The organism is Roseovarius sp. BRH_c41 (genome assembly GCF_000961715.1).
Lineage (GTDB): Bacteria > Pseudomonadota > Alphaproteobacteria > Rhodobacterales > Rhodobacteraceae > Roseovarius.
The window spans coordinates 75433-91324 of sequence record NZ_LADY01000019.1; the positions used below are offsets into that span (position 1 = coordinate 75433).

At 60.8% G+C, this 15892-nt stretch carries 14 protein-coding genes; 11 read left to right on the plus strand and 3 right to left on the minus strand.

Going from position 1 to position 15892, the window contains the following annotated elements; all coding sequences use genetic code 11:
* Positions 1–51: 51 nt before the first annotated feature.
* From VR71_RS05260 to VR71_RS05295, 8 genes are all read left to right on the plus strand, one after another.
* The gene (locus VR71_RS05260) at positions 52–1530 is read left to right on the plus strand and encodes a PLP-dependent aminotransferase family protein (RefSeq protein ID WP_009816232.1); all 1479 of its coding nucleotides are present in this window, start codon (positions 52–54) and stop codon (positions 1528–1530) included.
* Between the two features lie 179 nt (positions 1531–1709).
* Positions 1710–2975 (plus strand): FAD-binding oxidoreductase, encoded by a 1266-nt coding sequence (locus VR71_RS05265; RefSeq protein ID WP_045681850.1) that lies wholly within the window; start codon positions 1710–1712, stop codon positions 2973–2975.
* Between the two features lie 89 nt (positions 2976–3064).
* Entirely contained in the window at positions 3065–4105 is a 1041-nt protein-coding gene (locus tag VR71_RS05270) for a polyamine ABC transporter substrate-binding protein (protein WP_045681946.1), read from the plus strand.
* Positions 4106–4178: 73 nt separating this feature from the next.
* Positions 4179–5267 carry an ABC transporter ATP-binding protein gene (locus VR71_RS05275; protein ID WP_296429892.1) on the plus strand — a complete coding sequence of 363 codons (1089 nt, stop codon included), beginning with the start codon at positions 4179–4181 and terminating at the stop codon, positions 5265–5267.
* Positions 5264–6154, plus strand: a complete 891-nt coding sequence (locus VR71_RS05280) for an ABC transporter permease (RefSeq protein ID WP_045681858.1) — start codon at positions 5264–5266, stop codon at positions 6152–6154. The genes VR71_RS05275 and VR71_RS05280 overlap by 4 nt, the downstream gene beginning before the upstream one ends.
* Positions 6154–6981 carry an ABC transporter permease gene (locus VR71_RS05285; protein WP_009816227.1) on the plus strand — a complete coding sequence of 276 codons (828 nt, stop codon included), beginning with the start codon at positions 6154–6156 and terminating at the stop codon, positions 6979–6981. The genes VR71_RS05280 and VR71_RS05285 overlap by 1 nt, the downstream gene beginning before the upstream one ends.
* Positions 6982–7040: 59 nt before the next feature.
* Positions 7041–7406: a cupin domain-containing protein gene (locus tag VR71_RS05290; protein ID WP_009816226.1), complete on the plus strand. Its 366-nt coding sequence runs from the start codon at positions 7041–7043 to the stop codon at positions 7404–7406.
* A gap of 514 nt (positions 7407–7920) precedes the next feature.
* Complete coding sequence (locus VR71_RS05295; protein ID WP_045681859.1) at positions 7921–8286, plus strand: hypothetical protein; 366 nt, start codon at positions 7921–7923, stop codon at positions 8284–8286.
* Positions 8287–8518: 232 nt separating this feature from the next.
* On the opposite strand, the gene VR71_RS05300 is transcribed toward VR71_RS05295, so the two are convergent.
* Positions 8519–9673 carry a Do family serine endopeptidase gene (locus VR71_RS05300; protein WP_296429935.1) on the minus strand — a complete coding sequence of 385 codons (1155 nt, stop codon included), beginning with the start codon at positions 9671–9673 and terminating at the stop codon, positions 8519–8521.
* Between the two features lie 136 nt (positions 9674–9809).
* On the opposite strand from VR71_RS05300, the gene VR71_RS05305 reads away from it, so the two are divergent.
* Positions 9810–10481 (plus strand): response regulator transcription factor, encoded by a 672-nt coding sequence (locus VR71_RS05305; protein ID WP_045681860.1) that lies wholly within the window; start codon positions 9810–9812, stop codon positions 10479–10481.
* Positions 10478–11830 (plus strand): HAMP domain-containing sensor histidine kinase, encoded by a 1353-nt coding sequence (locus tag VR71_RS05310; RefSeq protein WP_045681861.1) that lies wholly within the window; start codon positions 10478–10480, stop codon positions 11828–11830. Before VR71_RS05305 ends, VR71_RS05310 begins: the two co-directional genes overlap by 4 nt.
* A gap of 14 nt (positions 11831–11844) precedes the next feature.
* Here the strand turns inward: VR71_RS05310 and VR71_RS05315 are convergent, their stop codons facing one another.
* Entirely contained in the window at positions 11845–13521 is a 1677-nt protein-coding gene (locus VR71_RS05315) for an alpha/beta-hydrolase family protein (RefSeq protein ID WP_296429894.1), read from the minus strand.
* A 267-nt stretch (positions 13522–13788) separates the two neighbouring features.
* On the minus strand, positions 13789–14682 hold the full coding sequence (locus VR71_RS05320; RefSeq protein ID WP_045681863.1) for a LysR substrate-binding domain-containing protein: 894 nt from the start codon (positions 14680–14682) through the stop codon (positions 13789–13791).
* A 108-nt stretch (positions 14683–14790) separates the two neighbouring features.
* Between VR71_RS05320 and VR71_RS05325 the strand changes: the two genes are divergently transcribed.
* Complete coding sequence (locus tag VR71_RS05325; RefSeq protein WP_296429895.1) at positions 14791–15891, plus strand: D-cysteine desulfhydrase; 1101 nt, start codon at positions 14791–14793, stop codon at positions 15889–15891.
* The last annotated feature ends 1 nt before the right edge of the window (position 15892 follow it).

Here is a 15892-nt window from a genome sequence, read left to right on the forward strand (position 1 = left end):
TGACTCAGTAATTCATGTACTCTTCTCAGACCAATTGCGTCGGAGTTCCGCATGAAACAGGCTGCCGGGGCGCTTTTGTCCTCTATCCATCTCGACCGATCGTCGCGCAAGGGCATGAGCGTGCAACTCTATATGGCCCTGCGCGACATCATCCTGTCGGGGAGTTTACGGGCGGGAGAACGGCTTCCTGCGACGCGCACTCTGGCACGCGAAACCGGCGTGTCGCGCACCACTGTGATTGATGCGGTGGATCGGTTGGTGGCAGAGGGCATGCTGGTGTCGCAAGTCGGCTCTGGAACCTTTGTGAGCGACACCTTGGACCATCAGCGCCCCGCCCCGGTTCTGGCCGCGTCCTCGGATGCCATGGGTCAGCAACCACGCGTGTCTTATACAATCAGCCATGCCGAAAAGGATTATGCCCAGCGCAACTGGCTGCCCCATGAGGCGCGCGCCTTTGTGACGGCGCTGCCTGCGCTGGATGCTTTTCCGCTGGCGCACTGGTCGCGGCTCTCGGCGCGGCACCTGCGGGGTGCGCGCGGGGCGGTGATGGGGTACGGCCAGCCCAAGGGATACGAACCCCTGCGGCGCGCAATCACCACACATCTGAGTGTCCTCAAGGGAATCCAGTGTCATCACGATCAGATATTCATTACCTCGGGCGCACAACACGCCTTTGCCCTGATCGGTCGGCTCTTGCTCAATCCCGGTGATCGGGTCTGGATGGAGAACCCAGGTGCCTCAGGCGCGCGCAATGCGCTCTTGTCGGAAGGGGCGGAACTGGTCCCGGTGGACGTGGATCAGGACGGGTTGATCGTAGCCGATGGCTTGGCCAAGGCTCCGCATTTCCGCATGGCCTTTGTCACCCCGTCGCACCAGCAGCCCTTGGGTCATGTCATGTCGCTGGGGCGTCGGTTCGAGCTGTTGCAGGCCGCCGACGAGGCGCAGGCGGTGATCGTCGAGGATGATTACGACGGAGAATTCTACTATGGGAACGCCCCCCAACCGGCGCTGCGCAGCACGGATAAATCGGGGCGCGTGATCTATGTCGGCACCTTCTCGAAATCGCTCTTTCCGTCGCTTCGGCTGGGTTTTGTGCTCGTACCCGAGCGCATGACCGACGCCTTTGATCGCATGTTTCGGTTCTGGGCCAGCGGTCCGCCCACGGCAACGCAGGCGATCGTTGCCGATTTCATGGATGAGGGCCATTTTGCCACGCATATCCGGCTGATGCGGCGGCTCTACAAGGCGCGGTATGAGGCGCTGATGGAGGAAAGCCGCATCCTGCCCGACTGTATCGCCATTCAGGAAACCGCCAGCGGGTTTCATACCCCGGCCGATCTTGCGCCGGGGATCGACGCGCAAGCGGTCGTCAAGCAGGCGGCGGAGCGCGGCGTGGTTCTGGCCCCGCTCTCGAAATACTGCCTCAGTCCGATTGACCGATCTGGATTGGTCTTTGGATTTGGCAGTGCGGCCCCTGAGGACATCCGGCGCGGCATGGAAATCCTCCGAACGCTACCGGCCTTGCGCTGAAATTGGTCTGATTTTTTTGTCAAATTGGATATGAAAGAAAGTCCAATGTTGCCCTAGCGTTAGGGCTTGTATCTGCAGGATGCCAATTTGGTTTGCCCTGCGAACGGAGTAACGCGATGGACTGCACAGCCCCCGGACCCACTCTGCACCATCCTTATTGGCACGATCAGGTTGGGCCGATGCCCGTGCTGCCTGTCGATCCGCCACAGGAGGCGGATGTGGTGATCGTGGGGTCAGGCTACACCGGATTGAGTGCGGCCATCGCCACGGCACGCGGTGGGCGAAAGACGGTTGTGATCGACGCCGAAGCGGCAGGCTTTGGATGCAGCACGCGCAATGGCGGCCAGATCAGCACCAGCGTGAAACCGTCGCTTGAAAAGCTGACGGCCAAGTATGGACCACAACAGGCGCGCGCGCTCCGGGGTGAGGGCGCACAGGCGCTCGAGTGGATTGGAGAGTTCATCGCTGCCGAGGGAATCGAGTGCGATTTCAGGCGCGTGGGCCGCTTTCATGCGGCCCATACCCCCGCCCATTATGAAACGCTGGTGCGCGACGCCGAACACATGCACAGGGGCGAAGGCATCGACAGCTTTGCCGTGCCCCGCGCAGAGCAGCATCGCGAGTTGGGCACGGATTTCTATCATGGCGGGGTGGTGTTTACCAAACACTGCTCCCTGCATCCCGCCAAGTATCATCGCGGGTTGTTGATGACCGCATTGAGGGCCGGTGTCGAGGTCGTGGCGCATTGCCCCGTGGGCAAGATCGAGAACACGGGCACCGGTTTTCGCGTGCAGACGGCCAATGGCGAGGTGCGCGCGCGGGACGTGATCGTTGCCACCAATGGCTATACCGGGGCGTTGACCCCTTGGCTGCAACGCCGGGTGATCCCGATTGGCAGCTATATCATTGCCACCGAAGAATTGCCCGAGATGCTGATCGACGAGTTGTTCCCGACCGACCGGATCGCCAGCGACACCTGCAAAGTGCTCTATTACTACCGCGCCTCGCCAGACCGGCGGCGCGTCCTGTTTGGCGGGCGCGTCTCTGCTGCCGAGACCGACACATCGGTCAGCGCGCCGCTGCTCTTCGAGAGCATGACCCGCATTTTTCCGCAGTTGAAGGCCTACGCAATCTCGCATTCCTGGCATGGCACGGTTGCCTATAGTTTCGACGAAATGGCGCATACCGGCATTCATGACGGGGTGCATTACGCCATGGGCTATTGCGGCTCTGGTGTCTCGATGGCGGGGTATCTGGGCATGCGCACCGGCCAAAAGGTACTGGGACTCGCCGAAGGCAAGACCGCCTTTGACGATCTGCCACATCCGACCCGACCGCTCTACACGGGCAAGCCGTGGTTCCTACCTGCGACGGTCGCTTGGTATCGCTGGATGGACAAGAGACAGACCCAGCGGGCCATGGTCTCGGACCCGTCCCGACCTTGAATTTTCGCTGAATTACGCCGAGCCAGCGAAACATGACAACAATCGGCACGCACCGCCATTTTGCGGCATTCCAACAGGAGAAAGACAAGATGAGAAAGACATTTTCACTCACCGTCGCCGCCACGCTGCTCGCCAGCGCTGCTGTTGCCCAAGGCACGGAAATCACCATCGCATCCTGGGGTGGCTCTTATCAGGATGCACAGAGCAAAGCCTTGTTCGAGCCCGCGTCTGCGGCGACCGGCGTTACGGTCAAGCAGGAAACCTATGGCGGGATGGCCGATGTGCGCCTGCAAGTTTCGACCGGGCAGGTGACATTCGACATCGTGGCCAGCGGGTCCGGCTCTGCGGCACGGGCCGGGGCCGAGGGGCTATTGGAGGCGCTGGATTACAACGTGATCGACGTGTCCAACTTTTACCCGAACCTCTATTCCGAATTCTGCGTCGGAGGTGATGTGTTCTCGACGGTCTATGCCTGGAACACGGATACCTATGGCGAGAACGGGCCGCAGAGCTGGGCGGATTTCTTTGACGCCGAAAAATTCCCCGGCTCGCGGGCCTATCGCGGCTCTGTTGCGGGTGCACTTGAGCCGGCGCTGATGGCGGATGGCGTGCCGATGGATCAGGTTTACGAGGTGTTGAGTTCGGAAGAGGGGATCGAGCGCGCGCTCAACAAGATCCGTGAGTTGCGCCCCAATATCTCGGTCTTCTGGTCCTCTGGCGCGCAGCACGCCCAATTGATGAAGGATGGCGAGGTCGACATGACCACGGGCTGGAATGGCCGCTTTGATACCGCCGCCGCGGATGGGGCCAAGGTGGATTACAGCTTCAATCAGGCCCTGCTCGACTACGACTGTTTCGCGGTCCCGAAAGGTGCGCCGAACAGGGATGCCGCGATGCAGTTCCTGGCCGAAATCTCTAAACCCGAGTATCAGGACGATCTGCCCAAATACATCACCTATGGCCCAACCAACAAATCCGCTTATGACACCGGTGAGATCAGCGCAGAGGTGGCTGCCAGCCTGCCCTCGTCGCCCGAGAATGCAGCCATGCAACTGCCGATCTCGCTTGAATGGTATGCGGAATGGGAAACAATTGCGGCCGAGATGTATCAGGAGATGATGACAGAGTAACATAGTCCAAACGCAAGACGAGACGGGCGCTGCGGCGCCCGTCTGCGCCAAGGGACCATTGGAGGGCAGCAAGTTGACAATTAAAGCCGCGGAGGCGCTGCCGATTTCGGTTCGGAACGTCACCAAGACCTACGGGGCGGTTCATGCGCTCGACGATGTGTCGCTCGAGGTCAAGAGCGGTGAGTTTCTCACGCTTCTGGGGCCCTCGGGGTCTGGCAAAACCACGCTGCTGATGGTGCTTGCGGGCTTTACCCGGCCTGACTGCGGCAGTCTCACGTTTGGCGATCGCGAGGTCATTCGCACCCCGCCGCATCTGCGCGACGTCGGCATGACGTTTCAGAGCTATGCGCTCTTTCCGCATATGACCGTGGCGGGCAATGTGGGCTATCCCTTGCGTCTGCGCAAACGCCCCAAGGCAGAGATCGCGGAACGGGTCGAGCGGGCGTTGGAAACGGTGCAGCTTGGCGGCTATGGTGATCGGCGTGTCGACCAGCTTTCGGGCGGGCAAAAGCAGCGCGTCGCGGTGGCGCGCGCCATCGTATTCGAGCCGCGCATCCTCTTGATGGATGAACCGCTGTCGGCGCTCGACAAGAAACTGCGCGACCAGATGCAGATCGAGTTGCGGCATCTTCACGAGCAACTGGGCATGACCACGGTCTATGTCACCCATGACCAGCGCGAGGCGCTGACCATGTCCGACCGGATCGCCGTGGTAAACCATGGGCGCATTATGCAATTGTCGACGCCCCGCGATCTCTATGAGCATCCGGCCAATCGGTTTGTGGCGGATTTCATCGGCGATTCCACATTTCTGACGGTCAGCCGCGTGGGCAGTGACGTGGTCTTTGGGGGCGTGCCGCTGATCCATGCGGGACCCTTGCCCGACACACCCGACCTTCAACTGATGATCCGCCCCGAACGCATCGTGCTCTCACCCGATGGGCCGCGGGACGGGGCCAACAATTTTGCCGCCACCGCGACCGATGTGGTCTATCAAGGCGACAGCTATTTGCTGCACGCGCGGCTGGATACGGGCGAAATGGTGGCTTTGCGCGGTGCGGTGCGGGGTAGCAATGCCGCGTCCCTGCCCCGTTTGGGCGACCGCGTGACCCTAACGCTTGCCCCCGAAGACACAGTGCTGATTGACGGAAGCCAAACATGAGCATGCAGACGGCACCGAGCAATGCCGCCGGGCTACGCCGCGACGAGCGGTTAGAGCGGCTGACGCTCTTTGGTCTGAGTTCACCGGCAATCCTGCTCATTCTCGTGGTTCTGGTCATTCCCGTGGGCTGGTTGTTCTATGTCTCGTTCATCGGGGCAAACGGGCAATTCTCGCTTGAGAATTACGAGCGCATGATCAGCCGCCGCTCTTATCTGCGCATTTTTGTCACGACCTTTCAGGTCAGCCTTTTGACCACCGGGCTGTGCATCCTGATCGGCTATCCCTTTGCCTATTTCATGTCGCAACTGCCAAGCCGCCTTGCAAATCTGTGCCTGATTACCGTGCTCTTGCCGTTCTGGACCTCGCTCTTGGTGCGGACCTATGCGTGGCTAGTGCTGTTGCAGAAACAGGGGTTGATCAACAACTGGGCGATTTCGCTCGGGCTGTGGGATGAGCCGCTCAAGATCGTCCACAACATGACCGGCACCTTGATTGGCATGGTGCATATCATGCTGCCGTTTCTCATCCTGCCGGTGTATGGCGCGATGAAGGCGATTGATCGCGATTACCTCAAGGCGGCGGCCAACCTTGGGGCTAGTCCACGGGTCGCCTTTTGGACGGTGTTCTTTCCGCTTACGACACCGGGGCTCTTTGCCGGGGCGCTGATGGTGTTCATCCTCTGCCTTGGCTTCTTTGTCACCCCGGCGGTGCTGGGCGGGGGCAAGGTGATCATGGTATCGATGCAGATCGTGTCAAACATCGAGCTTTTCGTGAATTGGGGCGCGGCCAGCGCCTTGGGCGTGGTGCTGCTTGTCCTGACCGTGGCGATCCTCTGGGTCGCGTCCCGGTTTCTCAATCTCGACCGGATGACCGGAGGTGGGCACTGATGCTGAACTGGCTCAAATCTCCGGCCACGGACACGCAAGTCACCCATGGCCAACGCCTATGGCTCTATGTCTTTGCCGTGATCGTGATGATCCTGCTGGTCACGCCCACATTGATCGTGATCCCGATGTCCTTCTCGGACAGCCAGTATTTGGAGTTTCCACCAGAGGTCTGGTCGACCCGGTGGTATGATAATTTCTTTGGCTCCAGCGAATGGATGCAGGCGGCGCGGACCTCTTTTCAGACGGCATTTCTGACCATGCTGGTGGCCACACCGATTGGTGTGCTGGCGGCCTATGGGCTGCACAGTTCACGGTTTGCCTTTGTCAGACTCGCCTTTGTCCTGATGATCACGCCGATGATGGTGCCGCTGGTGCTGGTGGCGATTGGTGCGTTCTACGCCTATGTGAAACTCAGCCTTCTCTATACCATAACCGGATTGGTTCTGGCCCATACCGTGCTGGCGCTGCCGCTGGTGGTCATCGTGACCGGCTCTGCCCTCAAGGGTTATGACATGAGCCAGGAACAGGCCGCCCGCAGCCTTGGCGCGCCACGATGGAAAGCGTTTTTGACCGTGACCCTGCCGCAGATCCGCTTTGCGGTCGTGACCAGTGCCCTTTTGGCCTTTCTCACCTCGTTTGACGAGGTGGTGGTGGCGATGTTCATTTCGGGCGGTGACAACCCGACGTTGACGCGCAACATGTTCAACGCGCTGCGCGATCAGATCGACCCGACCATCGCGGCCATTTCGACGATCATGATCCTAGTGACCACTGTTATGATGGTGCTGGCGCAAATTTTTGGCCAAGACAAGAAACCAGAAGCGTGATGCGCCTTGTTACCTAATCCGTTCAATGCGCTTTACAGATACAAGATTCGGAGCCCCAGATGATCGACCTCAAGACTTATCAGAGCCTCGCAACGCAGCCGCTTGGCGACTTTGCCGCCAAACCGACAAGCCTGACACCGGGGCAGGAAGAGGCCGCGGTGCAACTCTGGGCCTCTGCCGATGGCCGCACCAAGATTGGCGTCTGGGAATGCACGCCGGGGCATTTTACCGCTGACCGCACCGCGATGGGCGAATATTGCCACATCATCTCGGGTCGCGCCTCGGTTACGAATGCCGACGGACAGGGGACGCGCGACATCGGTCCGGGAGATCTCTTGGTGCTGCCCCAAGGCTGGACCGGAGAATGGGTGATCCACGAACACATGCGCAAACTCTACATCTTGAGCGCCGAGCCAACCTCCTGAGGTGGGTCCATCGGGATGAGGCGTTCGGGTGCGGGCGGGCGTGATGCCCCGGATGGGGCGGTGGTTGCTGTACGTCGAGAGCCATTGCGGAGCTTGGTCCTGAGCTACGTCGATGCTTTGACTGATGTAAGCGGGGTCGTAGCACGTCGGGAAGCAGGGGTGCCGGTAGGATATCGCCTCCTGCGCAGACGATCGGCGGCGGCGACGTGACTTAATTTCACTGGGCGGTTCTTTCTCTACTATGCGTATCGAGAGCGGATCGCCGCGTGAGTGTGCCGTCGGATGATGCGTTTTTTGGCACGGTTCCACACCGTGAACCGGTCGAAGGCTGCGCATCATCTGGTCTGGCAACAGAGAGCACCAAACGCGCTTATAGCGGAGTCATTTGGATCTCGCGTGGAAAAATTCCCAATATTTTCAATGGCCTCATTGTGGCATTGAGCGGATTTCCGCTTGAAACCCAGTCCTGCCACTCCCACGTCATAAGGAGAATAAATCAAAACGGAGGTAAAAAATGCAATCGCCGGAGTGGACAAAACCAGCAATCTGGAGCGCCATCGGGGGGGCGCTGGCAATTACGATCATTGGACTCAACTTCAATTGGGTCATGCTGACAGGCTCGGCGCACAAACTGGCGGACGAGCAGTCAGAGGCGGCTGTCCTGTCCGCGCTGACCCCGATCTGTGTGGCGCAGTTTCAAGCAGAGCCGGCAGAGATGCGGAGCACGCAGATTGCAGCCATGGAAAAGCTAAGCTCTTGGGAACAGGGCGATATTGTCGCAAAGCAAGGATGGGCCACGTTGCCCGGTTCCGAGGCCCCCAATGTGGATCTCGCAGAAAAATGTTCCGAGCGGCTCCTGTCACTGGCCGAGACGGCATGAGCCGCGAGGCTCGCGGACGGTCAGGCGCATAGCACGCTGTCGCGTCGTGGTGCGGTCATCTCAACAGAACTCTCGTCACGGTTTGCTGGAAAATGGCTGTCGCGATGGTGTCCGGCAGGGTCGCGCAGAGTTTGCCACTCTTCTAGACACGGCAAAGGGGGAAAGCCTGTTGATTGGCTTTCCCCTTACGTGCCGCGTCGGCGCCGCTTGGATGCGCCGACGCGGTTCATTTTCAGGCGTTCGGATTGGCCAAGGTGCCAATCGTCACGGTGATGGTCTTTTCCGCACCCTTGTGCAGCACGGTGACCGGCACGGTGGCCTCGGGATCGGTCGCGGCCACGGCGCGGGTCAGATCGCGCAACTCGGTAATCGCGGTCTCGTTGAAGCTGAGGATGATGTCGCCTTGCTTGAGCCCGGCCTTGGCGGCGGGGCTGTCAGGCGTCACATTTTCGATCACAGCGCCCCTAGGGGTGTCATATCCGAGCACTTGCGCGATATCCTCGGGCATCGGCTTGATCTGCACGCCAAGCCAGCCACGGGTGATCGTGCCATCATCCGAGAGGTCCGCCACGATGTGCTGCACCAGGTCCGACGGCACCGCGAAGCCGATGCCGACCGACCCACCATCGGGCGAAAAGATCGCGGTGTTCATGCCGATCACCTCACCGTCGTTGTTGAACAGCGGACCCCCGGAATTGCCCCGGTTGATGGCGGCATCGGTCTGGATGTAGTCATCATAGGGACCGGAATTGATGTTGCGCGACAGGGCCGAGACGATGCCGGAGGTCACCGTGCCGCCCAGACCGTAGGGATTGCCAACAGCGACAACCTCATCCCCGGCCCGCATCACATCCGAGTCGCCGAAGTGGACGAAGGGCAGCTTTTCCGCCGACTCAAGCTGAAGCAGGGCCACATCGGTCAGCGGGTCGCTGCCGATCACGGCGGCATCAAATTCGCGACTATCCGCGAGTTTGACGGTCACGGTCTCGGCGCCTTCGACAACGTGGTTATTGGTGACGATCTTGCCGTCTTCGGAAATGATAAAGCCTGATCCAAGGCCCTGGCGCGCCGGCATTTCGCCCGTGGGCGGCATCATCCGCTCGAACTGACGGCGCAGCTCTTCGGGCAGGTCTTCGGGCAATTGGCCGGACATGTTGGTTGGCTGCGCTTTGGTGGTGACTTCGATATAGACCACGGCGGGCGAGACCGCCGCGACGAGATCGCCATATCCGCCCGCAGGGACAGCCAGCGCTGGGCTTGCGGTGCTCAGTGAAACGCCTGTTGCGCCCAGAACGGCGACAAGGGCTGCGGACCCTGCAAGGCGACGGGAGAGAAGAATGGATGACATCGTTGAAAGCTCCGTTGTGTTGCGTCCGATGCTGCCCATATGATGCGCAGGGCTCACAGCCGGATGTGTCCAACTATACAAATAGTTTAGGAACTGCAGGCGCGGCCAAAAGCGGGTGCAAAGCGGTTCAAACGGGGATAGCTGGTGCGCAGGCCAAGGATATCACGAGGAAGACATGAAGCTGCTTGTGGTCGAAGACGATCCAACGACGGGGGCCTATATCGCGCGGGGTCTGCGTGAGGAAGGGCAGAGCGTCGATCTGGTCAGCAACGGGCGGGATGCGTTGATCCAAGCGACGAGCGGTCCCTACGACGTTCTGATCATCGACCGGATGCTGCCGGAAATCGACGGGCTGACGCTGGTCAAGACCCTGCGCGGCGCAGGCAACCACACGCCGGTTCTCTTCCTGACCTCGCTCGGCAGCGTCGACGAGCGGGTCAGCGGCTTGAACGCGGGGGCGGATGATTACCTGGTCAAGCCCTTTGCCTTTGGTGAGTTGTCGGCACGGGTTGCGGCGCTGGCCCGGCGTCCACATGCGCTGGACCAAGAGACGATGTTGCGCGCCGGACCTCTGGAAATGGATTTGATCGCCCGCAAAGTAACGCGGGAGGGGCACGAGATCGACCTTTTGCCGCGTGAATTCGCGATCCTCGAACACCTGATGCGCCGCAAGGGGCGCGTGCAGACGCGCACGATGCTGCTCGAGGCGATCTGGGACATCTCGTTCGATCCGATGACCAATGTGGTTGAAACCCATATCAGCCGGTTGCGCGCCAAGGTAGACAGACCCTTTGCGACGGACCTCATCAAGACGGTGCGCGGTGCCGGCTACCGGATCGACGCATGACCTTGAGCCGCGCCTTTCTGTTGCGCTCGATGCCGATACGGCTGGCGGCGGGGCTTGTGCTCTTGTTTTCGTTGGTGTCGCTGCTGGGGCTTCTGGCGAGTTACATCTACACGCAGGCCTCATTCGAGCAGACCCTTCGCGCCGACCTCACGCAGGATATGGCGGGGTTTCGCGCGGCCCCTTCTGCAGCCGCACTCGCCTCGTTGGTCGAGGCCGAAGCGCGCAGCACCGATCCGGAGCGTGTCGTTCTGAGCTATTTCGCCCCGAATGGCCGGCACTATGGCAATGCGCTGGTGGCGCGGGATGCGGATGGCTACCGGATTCTGTCCTATCTTCCGGGAAATCCCGAGATCGAGGGGCGATTTCTGGCGCTGACCACATCGCTGCATGGTGGCCAGCTTACCGTGGCGCGCAGCCTTGCGCATATCGACGCGCTGCGGGATGCGTTCCTGAATATTCTGGGCATATCGCTGCTGCCGACGGTTTTAGTGGCGCTGTCGGGCGGGCTGATTCTGGCGCGGCGGGGCGCGCGGCATGTGGCCGTGATCAGCGAAACCCTCGATCAGGTGACATCGGGAAACCTGCAGGCGCGGGTGGGGGATGTTGCAGGCTGGTCAGACGATCTGGCCCGGATCGGTGCCAAGGTCGATCAGATGGCCCGCTCGCAAGAGGATGCGGTCGAGAGCCTGCGGCAGGTGTCGTCCGACATTGCCCATGACCTCAAGACCCCGATCCAGCGCGCTGCGGTGCATCTGGACGATCTGAGCCAGAACCCTGACCTGAGCCAAGACGCCCGCGCGCAGTTGGAAAAGGCGCAGGTGGAGATCAACGGGATCGTGTCGATCTTTCACGCCCTGTTGCAACTGGCGCAGATCGAAAGCGGCTCGCCTCGGGCGCGGTTTGCAGCGGTGGACCTGTCGGAGCTGTGTCAGACGCTCTGTGATGTTTACGAGCCTGCGATCGCCGAGAATGGGCAAACGCTCATCTGCGCCCTGCCGGATGCACCCATGCGCCCGGTCATGGGGGATCGCATGCTCTTGGGGCAGGTTCTGGCCAATCTCATCGAGAATGCCCTGCATCACACCCCGCACGGCACCACGATCTCCATTGCCCTGTCTCAGTCAGAGACCCATGTGGATCTGTCAGTGACGGATAACGGCCCCGGTATTCCTGAGGCGGAACGGGATCTGGTGCTGCGTCGTCTCTACCGGCTGGATCGCAGCCGCTTGACACCGGGCAACGGTCTTGGGCTGAGCCTTGTGGCGGGGATTGCTCTGGTCCATGACGCAACGCTGACGCTCGAAGACGCAGCGCCGGGGCTGCGGGTCAGACTCCGTTTTTCGGCCTAAAGTGTCTGCGGCACTCAGCGCGGTGTGAGGTCTCTCAGGTGGGCGACCAGCCGCGCTTCGATCTCGGGGGTCCAGCCCGCAGGGTCCAGCGTTTCGGCCCAAGCCGGGATGTAGTGGCGCGCGGCGTAGTCATGGCCATAGCCCAGCGTTCCGACCGCAACAGCCATGTCAAAACCGACCTGCAACATCGTGACGAGCGGAAGCCACCGCATGTCCGGCCCCAGATCTGGCGCGCGGTTCGCTCTCAGCCAGTCGGGACGCCGCCAAGCAAGGGAATAGTCGAAAAAGACGATAGGATCACTGCCATATTGTAGGAAAACAAGGCGGATCGGCCCCCATGAGGCATCGAACCGCTCCAGCCCGCCAAATTGGTTGGCCGTGCGGATAAGAGAGCCGTTGCCGAATTTCGGACGCCATGCCGGGCTATCGGGATCACGGCGGTCCTGCACCATGCGCCACATGTCGCTGAGGAATGGAGAGCCCGTCCACAGAGCGCCCTGAAACGGGTCGCCAAACACATTCAAAAGCGGGACAGTTTCCTGAGACAGGAACGCGCCAAGGCTGAGGCCATGCAGATAGAGGCGCGGCCGCTCTGCTGGGGGGAGTGCGGTCCAGTGTCGATAGATCAGATCAAAGAGGGCGCGGGATTCGGCAATCCCGTTCTCAGGGTCGACGATCACCGACATCGGGCTGGACAGGTAGGAATACTGGATCGCGACTGTGGCCACGTCACCCCGCGTCATGTACTCCAGCGTATCCATCGCACCGGGGTCAAGCCAGCCGGAACCGGTTGGCGTGGCGATGACGAGGTATTTCCGCTCGAATCCGCCCACCCGCGTCAGTTCATCAAAGGCCAGCTTTGCGCGGTCTTCGGCGCTGCCCGAGGCGGTCAGGCCGACATAGACCCGGATCGGCTGGCGCGCCGCTGCGTTCCAGAAGGCCGCAATATCGGCGCGGTCGGGTCCGGAGATTACATAGCCGCGCCCCCATCGGCCCAGATCCTCCCATGCGATCAGCGATGCCGAGCTTCCCGGCGTTGCCGCATCGGTTGGCGGTGCCAGATCAGGCGGGATCACCAGATCGGCGATCCGCGACGTGGTGTCGATCGTCCTGAGCGCAAGGCGAAAGGCGATACCGTCGATCACAGCCCAGAAGATCACCAGCGCCAGCAATAGACCGACCCCGCGAGCGACCCGAGGCGGCAGAAAACGCGCTGAGCGCAGATGCCATTTGGCCGCGAGCAATTCAAAGAGCCGCCCCGCGAAAAGCAGAAGTGCCGCAACGGCCAGGGCGAGTACGACGACAGAGGACGTGGCAAATCCGTCAAGTTCGGGCAGACCCCATGCCTTGCGGATCGAATTCTGCCAGTCCGCCCCCATCCAGAGACCGAAACCACAGATCACGAGCGCAAGCGCATAGGTCGCATGCAAGAGCGCCAGGGATGGCCGAAAGATCGGCCTGAGCCCCAACCAGCGCAAGCCCGAGCGCGCAAGATACGAGGTCATATAGCCAATCGCAAAGACAAGGCCGCCGAGTGCCCCCTGTATCTCGGGGCCGCGCGGCACCATCGAGGGAGTCAGCGACATGGCAAAGAGCACCGCTCCAAGCAGGACGCCCGTGGGAGAGAGCGCCCCGAAGAGTCTCGGCAACACTTGGATCATGCCATCGGGGCGACTTTCCTTGTCGAGCATCTTGGGACCTCGGACTGACGGTTCTCGCTCATAGATGGCACCAACGTCGTCTGACAATCCAGAGCTAATGATCCGCTTGCGCCGCGTAAACGGGATCGGCTGGCCTCATCGACAGCGTGCCTCAATCCGGCGCGGTCATTCCTTGTGATGATCACCGGCGCGGGTGCCATCCGTGCAACGGAAGCTCTAGATGCTGGCTTGCAGGATTCAACAGGGAAGGCTGAGGCCGTCGCCCAATTCGGCGACCATGATGGGCTTGTCCAAGTTTTAAGATGTCGTTACCGGGCTCCGCCGCAGGTCACACAGGCGCATTGCAACCGGGTCCGTTGGTCGCGCAAAGAGCGATATTCGGAGAGGGAGCGTTTCGGTATCTCCGTTGCACACGATCAACGCCCCGCTTTGAACTTCGCTATAAACGAGGCTCATCGGTAGCCACGCCTGCGCAAATCCCATCAAGGCCATTTCCTTGAGTCCAACGGTGAATGCGCTCTCGGCGAAGGTGGTGCCCGTGTGATTTGAATATGAGGTGCTTGCGCCAGCGAGCATCTCCGCAAAAAAGCTTCCCTTGGGATACCGGATCATCGGCGTGTCTGAGGGTGGGATGCCCTTGGGACTCAGTGCGAAGCGCAGGGGGCCGCCGACCACGGGGACAAGCCGGTCCCGCCCCCAAGTCGCACGGATAATACTGTCATCGAAAGGCATTGGGTCTCCTCCTTCGCGCTCGTAGCACATCAGAAGAGAGGCTTCACCGCTCAGGAAAAGCGAGATGCAGTCATTGTGATTTGCGGCTCTGAGACGAAAATCGACACCTTGGTGCTCCTCGCGCGCACCGGCCGCGAAATCCGGAAAGATCGAAACGATCAGCGAGTGCTGTGCCGCGACTGTTACGGTCGATCTGCCGGGTTCGTATCTGGCAATCCGCTGACGAAAAGCCTGAATATGGCCTGCCAGCGCCTGAAGCTCGGCCGTGTTTTCTAACAACGCCGGTTCGATTTCCACGCGGTTGGCGGTACGTTTGACGATGGGGCGGCCAAGCCAGATCTCGAAACTCTGGATGCGTCGGGAAAAGGCCGGTTGCGTGATGTTCCGGCGAAGGGCTGCGCGGCTCATGTTGCCTTCCTCCAGAAGCACGAGAACGTCGTCGAAGATATTCAGGTCCATTCATCCTCCATTACTCATACTTTTGGTATGGGCAGCCTAAGAAAATAGCATTTTCCTTGCGCGTTAAACAGGGGTTAGCCTGCTTCTAATATTGGGTGAGGGCCATTGATGCACGAGGCGGATGTTTCGGCGACGAGTCAGCAAACCCGGCAGAGCGCTTGGCCTTCTGCCGCGCGCAGGAAGGATTTGGCGAGCGCGCTCGCGGCCTTTCCCAGAGTGCGACTTGGACATTTTCCAACGCCGCTGGAGCCCATGAACCGGCTGACCGAGCATCTGGGAGGTCCACGTTTGTGGGTGAAGCGTGACGATTGCACAGGCCTGTCGTCGGGCGGAAACAAGACACGCAAGCTCGAATTCCTGATGGCCGATGCTTTGGCGCAGGGCGTGGATACGATCATCACCCAAGGTGCCACCCAATCCAACCACGCGCGCCAGACTGCGGCGGCGGCTGCGCGGTTCGGAATGGCCTGCCATATCCTCCTTGAGGATCGGACGGGGTCTGACGATCCGCAGTATACGCTGAACGGAAACGTTCTTCTTGACCGGCTGCATGGTGCGACCGTGGCCAAGCGTCGGGGCGGCTCCGATATGGCGTCCGAGATGGAGGCATTGGCAGACAAGCTGCGCGCAGACGGGCGCAGACCCTACATCATTCCCGGCGGTGGCTCGAACAGCACGGGCGCGCTTGGTTATGTGAACTGCGCCTTGGAGATTGCTGAGCAGTCGGCAACCATGGGGCTAAAGATTGATGCGCTGGTGCATGCAACGGGCAGCTCCGGCACACAGGCGGGGTTGGTGGCGGGTCTCGCGGCGCTTGAAAGTGAGATCTATCTTCTCGGCATTGGCGTGCGCGCGCCTCAGGAGAATCAGGAAAGCATGGTCTTTGACCTCGCACAGCGCACGAGCGCGCGCATGGGATTTGACGAGGCTATTCGTCGAGAGGATGTCCGGGCGAACTGCGACTACGTGGGCGCGGGCTACGGCATTCCGACGCAAGGCATGATCGAGAGCGTCCGGCTTTTGGCAGAGATCGAGGGGCTGCTGTTCGACCCGGTCTATTCCGGCAAAGGGCTAGACGGTCTGATTGATCTGACACGCAAGGGGGCCTTTGATGGCATGGAGAATGTCGTCTTTCTGCATACTGGCGGTTCAGCCGCGCTCTTCGCATATCCCGACGTGTTTGATCTGCCGGGCTACCAGATAAACTGAC

Bases quoted from the DNA above. Each gene is read 5' to 3' on its own strand.
- VR71_RS05260 (WP_009816232.1), top strand. From the start codon at position 52: ATGAAACAGGCTGCCGGGGCGCTTTTGTCCTCTATCCATCTCGACCGA.
- VR71_RS05265 (WP_045681850.1), top strand. From the start codon at position 1,710: ATGCCCGTGCTGCCTGTCGATCCGCCACAGGAGGCGGATGTGGTGATC.
- VR71_RS05270 (WP_045681946.1), top strand. From the start codon at position 3,065: ATGAGAAAGACATTTTCACTCACCGTCGCCGCCACGCTGCTCGCCAGC.
- VR71_RS05280 (WP_045681858.1), top strand. From the start codon at position 5,264: ATGAGCATGCAGACGGCACCGAGCAATGCCGCCGGGCTACGCCGCGAC.
- VR71_RS05285 (WP_009816227.1), top strand. From the start codon at position 6,154: ATGCTGAACTGGCTCAAATCTCCGGCCACGGACACGCAAGTCACCCAT.
- VR71_RS05290 (WP_009816226.1), top strand. From the start codon at position 7,041: ATGATCGACCTCAAGACTTATCAGAGCCTCGCAACGCAGCCGCTTGGC.
- VR71_RS05295 (WP_045681859.1), top strand. From the start codon at position 7,921: ATGCAATCGCCGGAGTGGACAAAACCAGCAATCTGGAGCGCCATCGGG.
- VR71_RS05300 (WP_296429935.1), bottom strand. From the start codon at position 9,673: ATGGGCAGCATCGGACGCAACACAACGGAGCTTTCAACGATGTCATCC.
- VR71_RS05305 (WP_045681860.1), top strand. From the start codon at position 9,810: ATGAAGCTGCTTGTGGTCGAAGACGATCCAACGACGGGGGCCTATATC.
- VR71_RS05310 (WP_045681861.1), top strand. From the start codon at position 10,478: ATGACCTTGAGCCGCGCCTTTCTGTTGCGCTCGATGCCGATACGGCTG.
- VR71_RS05315 (WP_296429894.1), bottom strand. From the start codon at position 13,521: ATGCTCGACAAGGAAAGTCGCCCCGATGGCATGATCCAAGTGTTGCCG.
- VR71_RS05320 (WP_045681863.1), bottom strand. From the start codon at position 14,682: ATGGACCTGAATATCTTCGACGACGTTCTCGTGCTTCTGGAGGAAGGC.
- VR71_RS05325 (WP_296429895.1), top strand. From the start codon at position 14,791: ATGCACGAGGCGGATGTTTCGGCGACGAGTCAGCAAACCCGGCAGAGC.